This is a genomic window from Deinococcus alpinitundrae, assembly GCF_009982895.1.
GTDB lineage: Bacteria > Deinococcota > Deinococci > Deinococcales > Deinococcaceae > Deinococcus > Deinococcus alpinitundrae.
Genome location: NZ_WXZL01000011.1, coordinates 1 through 15,314 on the forward strand (window position 1 = coordinate 1; position 15,314 = coordinate 15,314).

Here is a 15,314-nt window from a genome sequence, read left to right on the forward strand (position 1 = left end):
CGTCCCAGGAGCGGTCGTGGTGGTGCTGGACAATGCGGGCATCCACAAGACGAAGGCCGTCACGGCCTTCGTCTCGGGTGAATCCCGGCTGTCCCTCCATTACCTTCCACCCTATGCCCCAGCGTTGAACCCTATTGAGCTGGTGTGGGCCTACATCAAGCGGAATGTGCTGGGGAATTTCTGCGCGCGGACGTTGAAGGAACTCAAGGCACGCCGGAAGGTCGGGTGGCAGCGCGTCCGATCTGTGCGCCTCCCTGATCGCCTCCTGTACAGCTACCTCCCATCGTGAACTTCAGCCGAGATCAATAGCCCCGACGTTCAGCGTCTTGCATATCAACTCGATCGGGTAGTCATGACGGTGCTGCTCGACAAACTGATAGATCAGTTTTCTTTGGCGAAGAAGGCCAGCGCTTTTTTCAGGATATCGCGTTCCTGACGGGTAATTTCGAGTTCTCGCTCGAGCTTCTTGACTCGCGCTTCCTGCTCACTGAGCGCTGCGACCCCACGTCCGGTGAACTGGGGGCGGCCCGCCGCCCCCTGCTGCTCGTGTTGCTGCTTCCAGCGCACCACCAGGTAGGGAGGGATACCCAGATTGCGGGCAACCTCTGCGCAACTTTTCTGGCTGCTGATCACCAAGCGGACAGCCTCTTCTTTGAACTCGGCGGTGTACTCGTGTTTGCTGGCAGTCATGTCAGTCTCCATTGTCGATCAGACTGAACTCCTCCTCCACAACACCGTAGCAAGATCACCCGCAGATGCCTGGCAGCAGCTCACTTGAAGCCAAGAAACGGCGCGTGGGACGCGCGATTCACGATGAACAACGGACCATGCAGGTTTTCCTGGCGCTGCTGCTCGTCCACGTTCCAGCTGGGAAGGTGTTGATGAGCTTGGACCGGACGACCTGGGAACACGGAGAAGCGCCCCTGAATCTTTTGGTGCTGGGGGCTGTCGTGCACGGCTCCACTCTCCCGCTGGGGTGGATCGCTTTGGACCCTACCGGCAACAGCCATACCGGAGCGCGGATGTGGCTGGTCCTCAAGCTTCTGCAGGCCCTTCCAGCGCGTCGCTGGAGGGGCCTGGTCGCCGACCGAGCGTTCATTGGTCGTGAGTGGTTCCATTTCCTTCGGCGTCAGGGGAGCCGTCGAGCGATCCGGATTCGTCAGGACACGATCTTGGATGAGCTTCGCGCAGATGAATGGTTCGATGATGTCCAGCACGGGGAATTCCGCGTCATTGCAGAGAAGGCCCAGGTCTTCGGGGAATGGATGCGCGTGGTGGCCACAAGATCCCCCTCGGGGGATCTCGTCATCATCGCCACGGATTTCGGTCTCCGGGAGACGTGGACGCTGTACAAACTTTGCTGGTCCATCGGATGCACGTTTGGCAGCCTCAAGTCTCGAGGCTTCGACCTGGAGCCGACCGGCCTCATCCAGCCCAAACGGCTCGAACGGCTTTTTGGTCTGGCGATCCTCGCCTGGGTCAGCCTCCTACGGGTCGGCATTTGGCTGCACGAAGTCAAGCCCATCAAGGTCTTGGCCCATGGCCTCAAGGCCATGAGCCTGGTGCGATACGGTGCGGAGCGCCTCAGAAACGCGCTGAGATGGGACCCAGCCGACTTGGCGGTGCTCTTCACCCTGCTGACTACTCCTTTTTCAGCACTGGGAGCGGCCTAAAGTGAACTTGTCAGGTACTGAGCACTCGAACACAACGACAACATGACTTTCGCAGGAGGTCTATTCATATCAAAGAGTAAGGTGCATCCTACAAATAAATAATTCACAGGCTTGGGCGGGAGCCTATGAATCACTCTTGTGTCGGATAATGAGCGCTGACTTTGCTTGATGGATTAGTTCTAATTTGCGTCACAAAGTATCAAAGGAGGCCGCGCCAAGTGTAGGTTCATGAGCGCGGCCAAAGAGACAGGGAGGTGGTCTGTCGTCAGAAGGGTGCGGGATCCGTCTCAGGCGATGGGGGTGGAAGTCTTGGCACTCTCTTCTATGAAGAGAAACGTCGCGATCGAGACGAACACCGTCAAGGTCAGGCCTAGTACCAGGTAGAACAGGCCTTGAATGTCGACGCCGCTCACGAGCGTCGTGCTCAGCGGCTGCGGCAGGTACGAGATAGCGGCCATGCCGGTGTAGTGCATTCCGGCGATCGCAGCGCCCATAACCATAGAAGCACCCAGCTGAATACTGGTTCGGGCGGTACGGGTGAGGCTCGCGACGATCACGCGGGAAAACAGATAGAACGCGACGCTCGCGGCTCCCACGGCAATCAGCACACTCACACCGACCAGGAGAGGGTTGTACTGCGCGGTGGCGTTGAGTTGCAGCGCGGCCATGCCGACGTAGTGCATCAGGACGATGCCGGTTCCGGCGATGGTCCCGCTGGTAAGGATGCGCGGGATAGTCGGTGTTCTTTTGAACAGCAGGGCGCTCGCGGCGACGAGAAAGCCGATGGCACTGACCCCAGAGATGAGCGTGAGCGGTAGGCCGTACGCAACGCCGATAGGGATTTGCATGGCAAGCATGCCGACGAAGTGCATGGCCCAGATGCCGTATCCGAGGACTGCGCCGAGGATGACCGGAGCGATGGTTCCGCCGACGCGGCTATAACGGCGGGCGAGTTCCAGGGCGAGGCCGGAGGTAAGCACGGCAATGATGACCGAGAGCAGGATGTACGAGGTATTCCAAGAGGTATGAAGCATGGTGTCGTGCATGTATTAGGCTCCTGTGAGTCGATCCGGTGGTGGACCACTCGGTTGATTCCAACCTAAGCACTGGGTTCTCACCCGCTTGTAAGTGTGGATACCGAATACCCCCAACACCCACCGCCGCGCCCACAGCTGCACTTCCAACGTCTTGAGCGTCACCCGCGAGTGTGGCGTCACGACCGATGTCGAGTACAGCACCGTCCAGCTCACCCGCACTGACGCTGGCCTCATCGCCTAGATCAACGGCCAGTCCGCGGAACTGGAGTGCGCCGTCGCCCTCCTGTACACCGCCGAGCGGGTGTGGCTGCTCGAAGAAGTGCTGACGTCGCAAGCGCTCGCTGCCCCGGGCATTGGCAAGGCCGTCGCCTGCGGGCTGCACCGCGGGCTGGGCCGCCTGGGCTACCGCGAGCACTACACCCTGGCTGGTGATGTGCTGAACCGGGTTGTCCCGAGCTTCGCGGCCATCACTGCTGAAGAGCGCGATCTGGTGCGCGAGTACGCCTACAGGCAGCTGGGGCTGGTCGTTTGTGGGTGGTCGGCGTGAGTCTTATCTACAGGCTGCCAGCTTCTGAGCGATCTCGTAGCCGCCGCTGAGCGTAGTGACTTTGGTGTTCTGCGACTTGGCATACTCCACAGTGGCCTTCAAATTGCTGAGCTGCTCGGCGTCGAAGCCCGGACCCGAGGAATGCACCATGTAGATCAACCACTGATGGGTCCTGACCGCTTCATCAACGCGCTCCTTGTAATACGCCAGGGTATTGGTCGGCGCGTGTGGCTGCGTGCTGGGAATCACGTCGAAGTAGCTGCCCAGCGCCACCCGGTGAAGGTGGAACAAACTAAGCGCTTTGGGATCATTCAGGCCGTTGCCGACTTCAACGCCAAGCTGATAGTACTTGCTAGCCGCTGCCACTACCCGCGCCGAATCGTCGCCCATTGGGTAAACCAGGTGCTTGATCGTCAGACCATCGGCTTCCAGGATCGCTTTGCTGCTCTTGAGCTCGACGTCGAGTTCAGCATCGCTGAGCGAGTTGAGGTCGGGGTGGCTCACCGTGTGGCTGACAATCTCATCGCCTTCGGCCTGCAGCTGCTTGACCTCGTCGAGGGTAGTATAGCCGGGTTTGTTAAGATTATTGGTGACGATTGCCGAGACGAACGGCAGGCCCGCGTCCTGAAAGATGGGCCGCAGCAAGTCCCAGTCTTGTTGATAGCCATCGTCAGCCAGAAATGTCACGGCGCTGTTACCAGCTGCTTGAATGCAAGCGGCGCTCGTGCCGGGCGGCGCGCTGCTTGAGGATGTCGAACCGCAGGCGCTGAGCAACAGAAGGCCACTGATCAGACCGAAGAGGGTGCTTTGCTGACGGAAGGTGCGCCGCTGAGGGAGTTTTAAATTGTTTGACATTAAGTTTAGTTTAGCGTCCTCGTCCAAACTTGTACCCTCGAGCCTCTCCAGTCCGCTCGAGCGTGCTAAGGCGTGGTACGGTTTGAACGATTTATCTTACGCCAGCGTGAAAGGGCGCTTCGGCCTGAAAGACTAAAACCGTACTCGCGTTGCGCTCAGCTTGGCGACGGCGGCGGAAGCGGGACTGAGGTTCGTGATTGACGCGCGAAACTGAAGGTAACAAGAAAGGCCCCCTGCATGACCGCCGAAGCTGGTGCAGGGGGCTTTTAGGTTGCGGACTTGTGGCGTTTACCTGGGTTCGCCCGTGACATTCGGCGCGTGCGGGACCAGGCGGCTGCCGGACTGGGCCCAATCGGAGAGCAGCAGGATCAAAACTATTGTCTTGCCGCAATAGTTTTTCACACTGCTTTGCTCTCGACCACGGCCCCCCAGGCCCACTCCACCAGCTGCTAAACGGCCCACGTTTCCAGCCAGTCGGCCAGTGGGAAGTCCAGCCACTTGCCCAGGACCGGAATCTTGTCACGAAGGCTTCAAGTATCGCGTTCGCCTGCTTAACACAATAGGCCTTCTTGTCGGCCCCGGTCGCGCCCGGCAGGTGCTCTTCGGCGTACTGGACAAGGCGCTTTGCCAGATCTTCCAGCATGGGGATGTGCGCCCAGCGCTCCGGCTCCGGCTGACCTGACCGCCGTTCGCGCCGCCGTCGGCTACGCGCTGAGCTGCTGGACGTGGCGCAGACCTTGAACCTGCTTGGCGTGCTGGACAATGGGGGAGAGCTGACGCTGAGGATCAATCCTCTATAGCTTTGCCCAGGGATTCGTGCTCGGTTCGTAGGAGTGGGATATTCACATCAAAAAGAGCTTGCACGAACTCTTTGCTGTCGAACGGCTGCAAATCGTCCTCGCCCTCGCCCACGCCGATGAACTTGATCGGCACGCCCAGTTCGCGCACGATCGGCACGACGATGCCGCCCTTGGAGGTGCCGTCGAGCTTGGTCACGATCACACCGGTCAGGGTAATCGCCTCATGAAACTTTTTTGCCTGCTGGAGACCGTTCTGGCCGGTCACGGCGTCGAGCACCAGCCAGATCTCGTGCGGCTCGCCGGGATCGGCCTTGTCGATGACGCGGCGGACCTTTTTCAGCTCTTCCATCAGGTTGTGCTTGTTGTGCAGGCGTCCGGCGGTGTCCACGAACAGCAGATCGAAATCGCGTGCCCTGCGGGCGGCGGCTCCGTCGAAGGCCACCGCCGCCGGGTCGCCGCCGTCCACGCCCTGCACCACCGGAATGCCCAGCCGCTCGCCCCAGACGCCGAGTTGCGCGCCCGCAGCGGCGCGGAAGGTGTCGCCCGCCGCGAACATCACCCGCTTGCCGCGCGACTGGTAATAGCGGCCCAGCTTGGCGATGGTGGTGGTCTTGCCCACGCCGTTGACCCCGATCACCATAATGACCTTGCCCTGCGGATCGACGGTGCTGCGCCTCGCGTCGGGGTTGAAGCCGAACTTGCGAAACTGTGCCCGTTTGGCGTCGGGTTCGAGTTGCAGGGTCATGGCGTCCATCAGGGCGTCTTGCAGGTTGCCGCGCGAACTGTTCTTGACGTCTTCCAGAATTTCTTCGGTGGCGGCGCGGCCCACGTCGGCGGCGATCAGGGCATATTCGAGGTCTTCCAGGGTCTCGATGCGGTTGGTGAACACGTCCTTGAGGTCGGTGCCCAGGAACCCGGTGGATTGGTTGAGCTGCTGACGGGTCTTGCTCAGGCCGTCACGCAGGCGGTTAAGCCATGACATGCGGCTAGTTTACCGCCCCGGCTGCGGGAGAAAGGGGAGTGGCGGCGGCAGCAGGTTCGGCGGGGTCGTGGATGCGCCCGGCCCGGCCGTTCAGGCGGCCCCCGGCAAAGCCGCGCCGCACGGCGATCAGTTCGGCCATCACCGAGAGGGCCACCTCGCCTGGGCTTTCCGCGCCGATGTCCAGTCCCACCGGACTGCTCACGCGGGCGAGTTGTTCGGCGGCTGGGACGTATCCCTGCGCTTGCAAGGTGGTCAGGGCGTCCAGAAAGCGCTGGCGCGGCCCCAGCATGCCCACGTAGGGCGCGGCACTCTCCAGTGCAAAGTGCAGGCAGGCCCGGTCGCGCTCCAGGTGGTGGTTCATGACCATCACGAACGAGCGCGGGCCCAGGCTGAGCGCCGCGCCCAGGTGCTCCGGCTCGGCCAGGCTGAGCTGCGCACCGGGAAAGCGCTCGGGGGTCAGAAAGGCGGCGCGGGCGTCCACCACCCGGACCGTCCAGCCGACGTCCAGGGCGCGCTGCGCCAGCGGCAAGGCGTCGTGACCCGCGCCGAAGATGACGAGTTCCGGCGCGGGGGCGCTGGCGTCCAGAAACACGTCCAACGAGACGTCGCCCGCCGTGAAGCGCCGCGTCTCGGCCCTGGGATAGAGCGCCCGCAGCATCTGGCGGGCCGCTTCGAGGATCTGCGACTTGAGTGCGGGTTCGAGCTGGCCCTCGTCCTGGGCTGTGCCGTCCTCGCGGATCAGCAGGCGGCCTGTCGGCGCCCCCGGCAGGCCAGCGTCGTCGGGCAACACAGTGGCCAGAATGCCCAGGTCGCCGCGCTCCAGCACGCTCAGCCAGTCTGCCAGCAGCCCTGTGCCTCCCTCCTCTGCGCCCGCCTTCGGCACCGGCTCCACGTAGATGTCCACGCTGCCGCCGCAGCCGATGCCCAGGCCCCAGGTCACGTCCTCGCTCAGGTCGTAGCTGGTCAGCGAGGGCAGGCCAGACACGATGACCTGCTGGGCGCTGAGGGCCACCTCGCTCTCCAGGCAGCCGCCCGAGAGCATGCAGACGTGCGAGCCGTCCTCGCGAATCAGCATGCGCGCGCCCTCGCGGCGGTAGGCGTTGCCGCGCACCCGCACCACGCTGGCGATGGCCGCGCCCCGCCGGACCGAGCGCGCGGCGCGCAGCCCGCTCAGAATCTCGTTGATCTCTAACCGTTCCATAGCTGTCTCCTGAAGTGGCGTCCTCTGAATGCGCCTCAGCTTAGCGCCGCCGGAGCAAAGCGTCTGGGGGCCTGGGCAGCATGGGGACTGGGAGCCGGGTTCGGCGTTCTGGTCTGCAATGGCGGGAGGAAAGAGAGGAGGGCCGGTTCGCTTCGCTCAAGCTCTAGAGTGGGCTGAGATGATCTTCGATGCGGTGCTTTTCGATATGGACGGTGTGCTGGTCGACAGCGAAGTGGTTGCGGGGCAGGTCTGGGTGCAGACATTGGGTGAACACGGCCTGAGACTTGACCACGCCGACTACATGGCGCGGGCGGTGGGCAGCACGGTGCCGAATCTTTACGAGAATCTGGCGCGCGATCATGGCTGGACCCCCGCGCCCGATTTCGAGCAGCGCCTGGCCGAGCGGTTGGCTGAAGCGTTCGCGGTGGTGCAGGAAGTGCCGGGCGCGGCCCGGACCTTGCAAGCCCTCAAATCGGCGGGCGTGCCATTCTCGGTGGCCAGCAACAGCCTTCGTGAGAAGCTCGGTCCCAAGCTGCGGGCGGCGGGTCTCTTGGATCTGGTCGCTGCCCACGCCTACGACCCGGCGCACGTGGGCGGGCGCGGCAAGCCGCTGCCGGATCTGTACCTGTTTGCCGCCCGTCAACTCGGCGTCCCCATTGAGCGCTGCCTGGTCGTCGAGGACAGCCTGCCCGGACTGGCGGCGGGCCTCAGTGCCGGGGCGGAGGCCTGGGGCTTTACCGGTGGCGGCCACAATGCCGACGGCGAAGCGCTCAGGGAAGCCGGGGCGGGGCGGGTCATTGGGTCACACGCCGAATTGCGGGAAGCCCTGGGCATCTAGAGCATTTATCAAACGAGAAGCTCTTATTTGCTCTCCATCCGTGCCGTCACCGCCAGCCCTGTCGGGGTCTGCGCCAGCCCGCCTTCCGCCGTCTCGCGCAGCTCCAGCGGCATCATCCGCCCGACCTGAGCCATTGCCGAGATCACCTCGTCCGGCGGAATGAAGCTCTCCAGGTTGCTGAGGGCCAGCTGCGCCGAGCTGACCGCGTGAACGGCGAAGAAGGCGTTGCGCGAGACGCACGGCACTTCCACATAGCCGCCCACCGGGTCGCATACCAGCCCGATGGTGTTCATCAGTGCCATCGCCGCGGCGTGGACGCAGGCGCGGGAAGAGCCGCCCAGCAGCTCGGTGACCGCCGCCGCCGCCATCGCCGCGCTCGATCCGATCTCGGCCTGACAGCCGCCCGCCGCACCGCTGATGAACATCTGCTTGCTGATGGCCTTGCCCACGCCCGCCGCCAGCACCATCGGCATCACCAGATCGTCGTCCGAGATCTTGAGGTGGTCGGCCACACCCAGCAGCGCTCCCGGAATGGTTCCGGCACTGCCTGCCGTCGGCGCGGCCACGATGCGGCCCATCCGGGCGTTTTCCTCGTTGACGGCCATGGCGTAGGCCTGCACCCGCTTCAGGAGCGGGGCTTGCAGCATGTCCGGCGCGTCCCAGAGTCCCTTGGCATTCCAGCCCACCATGCCGGTGATGCTCGGCGCGGCTGAGGCCAGCCCGCGCTCCACACTGTCGCGCATCTCGGCAATCCGGGAGCGCATGGCCTCCTTGACGATCTCGGGTGTCAGGCCGCTCGCCTGGCAGTCGCTCTCCAGCACCCACTGCGAGGCGGGCGAGGGCGCGTTCAGAATCTCGTCGAGCGTCATGCCGTCGTTCCCAGCAGCACCGGCGCGACAATTCCGGCGTCCATCACCGGCTGCACCATCCGCACCCAGTCCATTTCCGGCCAGCTCAGGAGAAAGTGCTGCGCCGCCTCACCCAGAGTCTGATCGAGTTCGATACACAGCAGGGCCGCGCCGCCGCGCTTGTCACGGTCACAGGTCAGCGCGGCGATGTTGACCTGATCGGCGGCCAGCAGCCCGGCGACCTTGGCGATCACGCCCACCGCGTCGCTGTAGCGGGTCAGCAGCGTGAAGGCCCCGCCGGAAAAACCGACCTTGAAGCCGTCTACCCGGATGATCTCGATGACGCCGCCGCCGGTGCTGGAGCCGATCACTGTGACGCTCTGCCCGCTGCCGCTGACGGTGAGCCGCGCCGAGTTGGGATGCACGTCGCCCAGATCGACCGTCTCGAAGTTGAAACTCAGCTCCGCGCTGGCGGCCTGCTCGAAGGACTGGGGCAGGCGGGCGTCGTCGGGGGCGTAGCCGAGCAGCCCGGCGACAATCGCTTGGTGGGTGCCGTGGCCCTTGCCGGTCTTGGCGAAACTGGCGTGCAGCCCGATCTCGGCGTGCGCGGGCGTCTGACCCAGCAATTGGCGCGCCACCTGCCCAATGCGGCAGGCCCCGGCGGTATGGCTGCTGCTCGGCCCGATCATCACCGGGCCAATCATGTCAAGAAGACTCATGGCAAAAGGATAGACAACTCGGCGCGGCCTGTCAGTGACCGCAGGGCGAGGTTGCATGCATGGGCCGGGAAAACCGGACAGCAAATATTCCGCCACTCGGACGGGATGCGGGACCCTTGGCTCGGCTTAGGCGCGGTTGACGTTATGAATGATGCCCGTGGCGATCAGCACCAGAATGAGGATGCCCACGATGATGCGGTAGACGGCGAAGCCCTTGAAGTCGTGGGTGCTCACGAAGCGAAGCAACCAGCCGATCACGAAATAGGCCACGATAAAACTGACCACAAAACCGATGCCCACGTTGGTCAGGCCCGCCGTGCCGAGGTCGTCTCTGTGCTTGACGAAATCGAGCAGGGTCGCGCCGCCCAGCACCGGAATGCCCAGGTAAAAGCTGAACTTGGTGGCGGTGGGGCGATCTAAGCCGGTCAGCATGCCGCCGAGGATGCTGCTGGCCGAGCGCGAGAAGCCCGGCCACAACAGTGCCAGACACTGCACCACGCCCACCGTGATGGCCTGGCGCAAACTGATGCTCTCGAGTTTGTGGGTGGTCGCTGGGCGCGGACGCAGTTCGATCAGGTACATCAGCACGCCGCCCACGATCAGCGCCCAGGCCACCACCGTCGGCGTAAACAGCAGCGCCTTGATCTTGCTGCCGAAGAGTGCGCCGAGAATGACGGCGGGAATGCAGGCGACCAGAATACCTAGCCACAATCGCTGCACGCCCTGGTCGCGGGTAACGGTGCGTGCCTGCTGCACCAGATCGCGCCAGTAATATACGACCACCGCCAGAATCGCGCCGCCCTGAATGACCACCTCGAAGGTGTCGAGCGTCGTTTTTTGCCACGGCACGCGCAGCAGGTCGCCCGCCACGATCAGGTGGCCGGTGGAGGAGACGGGGAGAAACTCGGTGAGTCCCTCCACGATGCCGAGAATGATGCTGTAGAGCCAGTCCATGTCGCCGGGCAGCTTAGAGCATTTAAGTAAGCGCTAAGTAAAGTCACATTTGAAGGCCACATTCGGCGGGACTCGGCTTGCCAGGGGCGGTCGCTGGGTAAGCTGAGTCCATGCCTGCCGACCCCGCTTCTCCTGCTGCCCTCAACCGCCGCGCCGCCGGGGTGCTGGCTCAGCTTCAGGAGGCCTACCCCGACGCCCGCACCGAGCTGGAGTACCGCAATCCGTTCGAGTTGCTGATCGCCACCGTGCTCTCGGCGCAGGCCACCGACAAGAGCGTGAACGCCGCCACGCCCGCGCTGTTTGCCGCCTACCCTGATGCCCAGGCCATGAGCGCCGCGCGCGTCGATCACGTCGAGACGCTGATCCGCACCATCGGCCTGTACCGCAACAAGGCCAAAAATCTGGTGGCGCTCTCTGGCCTGCTCGTCGAACGACACGGCGGCGAGGTGCCCAACAGTTTTGAGGCGGTGGTGGCCCTGCCGGGAGCCGGGCGCAAGACGGCCAATGTGGTGCTGAGCAACGCCTACGGCTACGCGGCCATCGCCGTGGACACGCACGTGGGACGGCTGGCGCGGCGACTGGGGTTCAGTGCCCAGATCAATCCGGACAAGGTCGAACTCGACTTGCAGCGCCTCTTCCCGCAGGAAAATTGGGTCTTTTTGCACCACGCCCTGATCCTGCATGGGCGGCGAATCTGCCTCGCGCGCGCGCCGCAGTGCTCGGCCTGCACGCTGCTGAGCCTGTGTCCCCGGCTGGGGGTCGAGCGAAGCAGCTGAAGCGGCGGGCCTCCTTCATGGCCGAAGCGGGGTAGACTGGCAGCGATGAGCGAAAGCGGACAACTGGAACAGCTTTACCGTGTGCAGGTTTTGGACCTGGAACTTGACCGCCTGCGCGCCGAGGAAGATCAGATTTCAGACGAGTTGCGTTCGGCCCGCACCCAGCAGGGCAGCATCAACAACCAACTCGAAGACACCGAGATCGAGCTGGAAAAAGTGGACCGTCAGGTGCGGCAGCTCGAACTTGATCTGGCCAGCAGCCGCGAGCAGGTGGCCCGCAACAAGGCTGAGCAGGACCGCAACGCCACCAACGCCAAGTTGCAGTCGCAGTACGAGAGCGTCATCTTGCAGCTCTCTGAGCGCGTGTCGGACTACCAGGAAGCGTTGGAGCCGCTGCATGCACAGCAAGCGGCCCTGCGTGAGCGGGCCAGCGGGCTGCGCGGTGAGCACAAGGCGCTGCGGCCCTCGCTGGGCAGCTTGGAAGACGCCGACGAGGCCCGCGTGCAGGGCCTGCGTGACCAGGGCCAGGGCATGCGGACCGAGCGCGCCGAACTGGTGGGCCGCACCGAGCCGAGGCTGGTCAAGGAGTACGAACTGATCCGCAAGGGCAAGAAGGGCATCGGGATCGTGTCGTACACGGCGGGCCGGTGCCAGGGCTGCAACGTGCAGTTGCCGGTCAACATCCAGCAGCGGGCCGCTGGCGGCAAACTGCCCCCGGTCAAGTGCCCCTCGTGCGGGCGGATTCTCTTCAAAATCTGAAGTTCATGTGGGGGGCCAGGCGCAGTCCAGAGCCAAGCGGTGCTACGACAGCCACACCGCGATCAAGCCCAGCGCTGCCGGAAGGGCCTGTACCAGGGCGATGCGGGGGTTGACCGTCGCCGCGCCGTAGAGCCCGGCGACCACCACGCAGGCCAGGAAAAAAATCATCACGTCGGCACGTCCGGCGATCAGGCCCCAGACCAGGCCCGCCGCCAGAAAGCCGTTGTAGAGGCCCTGGTTGGCGGCCATCGCCACGGTCTGCTCTGAGAGCGCGGCGCTGACGCTGAAGATGCGCCGGACACGTTCGGTGCGCCACAAAAACATCTCCAGCGCCAGGATGTAGAGGTGCTCCAGGGCCACCAGGGTGACCAGAATCAGTGCCAGAAGGTGCATGGCTTCATTCTGACAGGTGGGTCATTACTTGGTGTCGAACCAGTCCGGTCCCCTGCCGACCTCCACATTCAGAGGTACGCTGAGCTGGGCTGCGCCCATCATGGTGGTCCTGACCAGTTCGGCCACCTCGTCAGCTCTTTCCAGAGGGGCCTCGACCAGCAATTCGTCGTGGACCTGCAGCAGCATCCGCGCGCTGAGATCGAGCAGTGGCCCATCCAGCTCGATCATGGCGATCTTGATGATGTCGGCGGCGGTGCCCTGAATCGGCATGTTGTAGGCCAGGCGCTCACCCGCCTCGCGCACGTTGCGGTTGGTGCTGTTGAGTTCCGGCACGTATCTGCGCCGTCCGTAGAGCGTTTCGACGTAGCCTTGCTCACGTCCGAACGCCAGGGTGCGGTCGATGTAGCCCCGGATGCCCGGATAGGTCTCGAAATAGCGCTCGATGAATCCGCTGGCGTCGGCGTAAGGAATGCCCAGATCGCGGCTTAGACGGTGGGCGCTCATGCCGTAGAGCACCCCGAAATTGACTGTCTTGGCGGCCCGGCGCTGCTCGGCGCTGACGCCGTTCTCGTCCACGCCCAGCACCTGTGAGGCGGTGCGGCGGTGAATGTCGGCCCCGGTCTGGAAGGCTTCCTGCATCAGCAAGTCGCCGGAGATGTGGGCCAGCAGCCGCAGCTCGATCTGCGAGTAGTCGGCGCTCAGCAGGGTGAAACCGGCCTCGGCGACAAAGCCCTTGCGGATCTCGCGCCCCACCGCCGAGCGGATCGGGATGTTCTGGAGGTTGGGATTGAGGCTGCTTAGGCGGCCCGTCGCCGCGATGGTCTGGGCGAAGGTGGTATGCAGCCGCCCGGTGCGCGGGTTGACCAGGTTGGGCATGGGATCGAGGTAGGTGCCGCGCAGCTTGCTGAGTTCGCGGTATTCCAGCAGCGCCGGGATGATCGGGTGCTCGTCACGCAGCGGTTCGAGCGCCGCCACCGCTGTCGAGCGCTTGCCGGTCAGCTTGGTTTTGCGGCCTGTAGAGAGTTGCAATTCGTCGTAGAGCACCGCTTCGAGCTGATCGCGGCTGCTCACCGAAAAGGCGTGTCCAGCATGCTGGTGAATCTCGGCTTCCAAGGTCTGAATGCGCGCGCCCATCGCCTCGCTCAACCCGCGCAGGTAAGCGCTGTCGAGCTTGACCCCGCGCACTTCCATACGGGCCAGCACCCGCGAGAGCGGCTTTTCGATCTCGTAGTAGAGCTTGAGCCGGGCCTCGTCGAGCTGCGGGTGCAGCAAATCCCAGAGCTGGCCGCTGAGCACTGCCCGCCCCGCCGCGTCGCCGGGCCAGGGGGTATGCAGGTAGCGCTGGCTCACGGCGGGCATGGCGGTGTTGGCCGGGTCGAGCAGGTAGGCAATCAGCAGCGGGTCGTCGCCGGGTTCGATGTTCAGGCCGCGCACCTGCAAATGGGTCGCCAGCGCCTTGGCCCCCGCCGCCCGCACCTCGCGCTGACCCACGAACTCAGCCTCGTCGACGTGGCCGAGCGGTTCGGGCCTGGGCTTGGCCTTTGATTTGGCTTTCTTCTCGCTGGCCGCTTCTCCGAAAAGCGCTTCTTCGGGCGGTGAAGGGGTGTCAAGCGGTTGCTGCTCGACCCGCTCAACCTCAATCGGCGCGGTGCGGGCCAGGTCGCCGTCGTAGGTCGCGGCCTGAAGCAGCTCGGCGCTCAGATCGTCCTCGCGTGACAGCAGGTAGCCCCACATCACGCCCTCGCCGGGGGTGCGCCACTCGGCCTGCGCCGCCTCGCGCAGCAGACTTTCCGGTTCGGGCACCGGGGCGGCCTCGCCGAGACCGCCGCCGCGTAGCGCCTCAAGGTCGCGCCGCACGCTGCCCAGGTCGAGTTCGGTCAGCAAAGCGTCGAGCGCTGCCGGATCGCCCGTCCCGGCGTGGGTCGCCATCTCGATATCGAGCGGCAGATCGGTGACCATGCACGACAGCTCACGGCTCTTGTAGACGTTGTCCAGGCTCGCCAGAATCTTCTCTCTGGTCCCTTTGGGTTCCAGCGTGCCGTCCTGGGCGCGGGCGATTACCTCATCGAGGGTGCCATGCTCCTGAAGGAGTTTGGACGCCGTCTTGGGGCCGATGCCCTTCGCACCGGGAATGTTGTCGCTGGCGTCTCCGGTCAGCGAGCGGTAGTCGACCCACTGAGCGACGCTGACGCCGTACTTTTCCAGCACGTCCGCCGGGCCGAACAATTTGAAATCATTGGTCAGCACCTTCACGTGCTCGGTCAGCAGCTGGTAGCTGTCGCGGTCGGAGGTCACGATGACGGCGTTCATGCCGTGCGCTTCGGCTTTCTTGGCCAGCGTGCCGATCACGTCGTCGGCCTCGTAGCCGCCCACTTCCAGTCTCGGCAGGCCCACGGCGTCCACGATGGCGCGGATGCGGTTGATCTGGGCCGGAAGGTCGCTGGGCGTTTCGGCGCGGCCCGCTTTGTAGTCGTCGTACTGCTCCTTGCGAAAGGTCCTGACGGGCGGGTCGAACACCACGATGACCTGGTTGCTGGTCTGCTTCATCAGCCGGGTGAGCTGGCGCATGAAGCCGAGAATGGCGTGGGTCGGCTCGCCGCTCTTGCTGGTCAGCGGCGGCAGCGCGAAGTAAGAGCGGAAAGCCAGGGCATGCCCGTCGATCAGGACGGCGGTGTCGGGGGCGGGCGTCATAGCAGCATTCTAGCGCCAAACGACTCGGGTATTTGCGTATTTCTGAAACGTATTTCGCCGCTGAACTGCACTTGGTGCGGCCTCCGGTTTGAATCGGTTCATGGGAGCCAGTGAACTTTAACCAAGCGGGCAGGCGTCCTCAAGGGCGTCCGCTGTGCTCAGGAACAGGAAAAGGAGCGAAATGGATTCCGGTTCGGATACCGAACAAATCAGAACCACGACCACAAAAAGCTGGCCCCGA

General features: G+C 64.1%; 17 protein-coding genes. 7 read left to right on the top strand and 10 right to left on the bottom strand.

Annotated features, from left to right (window positions below; translation table 11 throughout):
* Window positions 1-289, top strand: a 289-nt coding sequence (locus tag GUI70_RS24005) for a transposase (protein ID WP_202630466.1), incomplete at its 5' end; no start/stop codon positions are given.
* 92 nt (window positions 290-381) lie between these two features.
* Here the strand turns inward: GUI70_RS24005 and GUI70_RS11610 are convergent.
* Window positions 382-690: a transposase gene (locus GUI70_RS11610; protein WP_161882482.1), complete on the bottom strand. Its 309-nt coding sequence runs from the start codon at window positions 688-690 to the stop codon at window positions 382-384.
* Window positions 691-755: 65 nt separating this feature from the next.
* On the opposite strand from GUI70_RS11610, the gene GUI70_RS11615 reads away from it, so the two are divergent.
* Entirely contained in the window at window positions 756-1,673 is a 918-nt protein-coding gene (locus GUI70_RS11615) for a transposase (protein ID WP_161882483.1), read from the top strand.
* Between the two features lie 287 nt (window positions 1,674-1,960).
* On the opposite strand, the gene GUI70_RS11620 is transcribed toward GUI70_RS11615, so the two are convergent.
* Window positions 1,961-2,719: an MHYT domain-containing protein gene (locus GUI70_RS11620; protein WP_161882484.1), complete on the bottom strand. Its 759-nt coding sequence runs from the start codon at window positions 2,717-2,719 to the stop codon at window positions 1,961-1,963.
* Window positions 2,720-2,801: 82 nt separating this feature from the next.
* Here GUI70_RS11620 and GUI70_RS11625 point away from each other — a divergent pair, with 82 nt between their 5' ends.
* Complete coding sequence (locus GUI70_RS11625; RefSeq protein ID WP_161882485.1) at window positions 2,802-2,951, top strand: hypothetical protein; 150 nt, start codon at window positions 2,802-2,804, stop codon at window positions 2,949-2,951.
* A gap of 60 nt (window positions 2,952-3,011) precedes the next feature.
* On the top strand, window positions 3,012-3,257 hold the full coding sequence (locus GUI70_RS11630) for a hypothetical protein (protein ID WP_161882486.1): 246 nt from the start codon (window positions 3,012-3,014) through the stop codon (window positions 3,255-3,257).
* A 3-nt stretch (window positions 3,258-3,260) separates the two neighbouring features.
* On the opposite strand, the gene GUI70_RS11635 is transcribed toward GUI70_RS11630, so the two are convergent.
* The 3 genes from GUI70_RS11635 to GUI70_RS11645 form a co-directional block, all read right to left on the bottom strand.
* Entirely contained in the window at window positions 3,261-4,112 is an 852-nt protein-coding gene (locus GUI70_RS11635) for a polysaccharide deacetylase family protein (RefSeq protein WP_161882487.1), read from the bottom strand.
* Between the two features lie 786 nt (window positions 4,113-4,898).
* Window positions 4,899-5,894 carry a signal recognition particle-docking protein FtsY gene (gene ftsY, locus GUI70_RS11640; RefSeq protein WP_161882488.1) on the bottom strand — a complete coding sequence of 332 codons (996 nt, stop codon included), beginning with the start codon at window positions 5,892-5,894 and terminating at the stop codon, window positions 4,899-4,901.
* 4 nt (window positions 5,895-5,898) lie between these two features.
* The gene (locus GUI70_RS11645; RefSeq protein WP_161882489.1) at window positions 5,899-7,095 is read right to left on the bottom strand and encodes an XdhC family protein; all 1,197 of its coding nucleotides are present in this window, start codon (window positions 7,093-7,095) and stop codon (window positions 5,899-5,901) included.
* A gap of 178 nt (window positions 7,096-7,273) precedes the next feature.
* Here GUI70_RS11645 and GUI70_RS11650 point away from each other — a divergent pair, with 178 nt between their 5' ends.
* Window positions 7,274-7,933: an HAD family hydrolase gene (locus tag GUI70_RS11650; protein ID WP_161882490.1), complete on the top strand. Its 660-nt coding sequence runs from the start codon at window positions 7,274-7,276 to the stop codon at window positions 7,931-7,933.
* 23 nt (window positions 7,934-7,956) lie between these two features.
* Here GUI70_RS11650 and GUI70_RS11655 read toward each other — a convergent pair whose 3' ends face one another.
* From GUI70_RS11655 to GUI70_RS11665, 3 genes are all read right to left on the bottom strand, one after another.
* On the bottom strand, window positions 7,957-8,802 hold the full coding sequence (locus GUI70_RS11655; RefSeq protein ID WP_161882491.1) for an L-serine ammonia-lyase, iron-sulfur-dependent, subunit alpha: 846 nt from the start codon (window positions 8,800-8,802) through the stop codon (window positions 7,957-7,959).
* Window positions 8,799-9,500 (bottom strand): L-serine ammonia-lyase, iron-sulfur-dependent subunit beta, encoded by a 702-nt coding sequence (sdaAB, locus tag GUI70_RS11660; RefSeq protein ID WP_161882492.1) that lies wholly within the window; start codon window positions 9,498-9,500, stop codon window positions 8,799-8,801. The genes GUI70_RS11655 and sdaAB overlap by 4 nt, the downstream gene beginning before the upstream one ends.
* 126 nt (window positions 9,501-9,626) lie before the next feature.
* Window positions 9,627-10,454: an undecaprenyl-diphosphate phosphatase gene (locus GUI70_RS11665; RefSeq protein ID WP_161882493.1), complete on the bottom strand. Its 828-nt coding sequence runs from the start codon at window positions 10,452-10,454 to the stop codon at window positions 9,627-9,629.
* A gap of 110 nt (window positions 10,455-10,564) precedes the next feature.
* On the opposite strand from GUI70_RS11665, the gene nth reads away from it, so the two are divergent.
* Together nth and GUI70_RS11675 are read left to right on the top strand one after the other, a co-directional pair.
* Entirely contained in the window at window positions 10,565-11,230 is a 666-nt protein-coding gene (gene nth, locus GUI70_RS11670; protein ID WP_161882494.1) for an endonuclease III, read from the top strand.
* A gap of 45 nt (window positions 11,231-11,275) precedes the next feature.
* Entirely contained in the window at window positions 11,276-11,989 is a 714-nt protein-coding gene (locus GUI70_RS11675; protein ID WP_161882495.1) for a zinc ribbon domain-containing protein, read from the top strand.
* A gap of 42 nt (window positions 11,990-12,031) precedes the next feature.
* Here GUI70_RS11675 and GUI70_RS11680 read toward each other — a convergent pair whose 3' ends face one another.
* Both GUI70_RS11680 and polA read right to left on the bottom strand, forming a co-directional pair.
* Window positions 12,032-12,382 (bottom strand): DUF1304 domain-containing protein, encoded by a 351-nt coding sequence (locus tag GUI70_RS11680; protein WP_161882496.1) that lies wholly within the window; start codon window positions 12,380-12,382, stop codon window positions 12,032-12,034.
* A 24-nt stretch (window positions 12,383-12,406) separates the two neighbouring features.
* Window positions 12,407-15,073: a DNA polymerase I gene (gene polA / locus GUI70_RS11685; protein ID WP_161882497.1), complete on the bottom strand. Its 2,667-nt coding sequence runs from the start codon at window positions 15,071-15,073 to the stop codon at window positions 12,407-12,409.
* Window positions 15,074-15,314 lie beyond the last annotated feature (241 nt).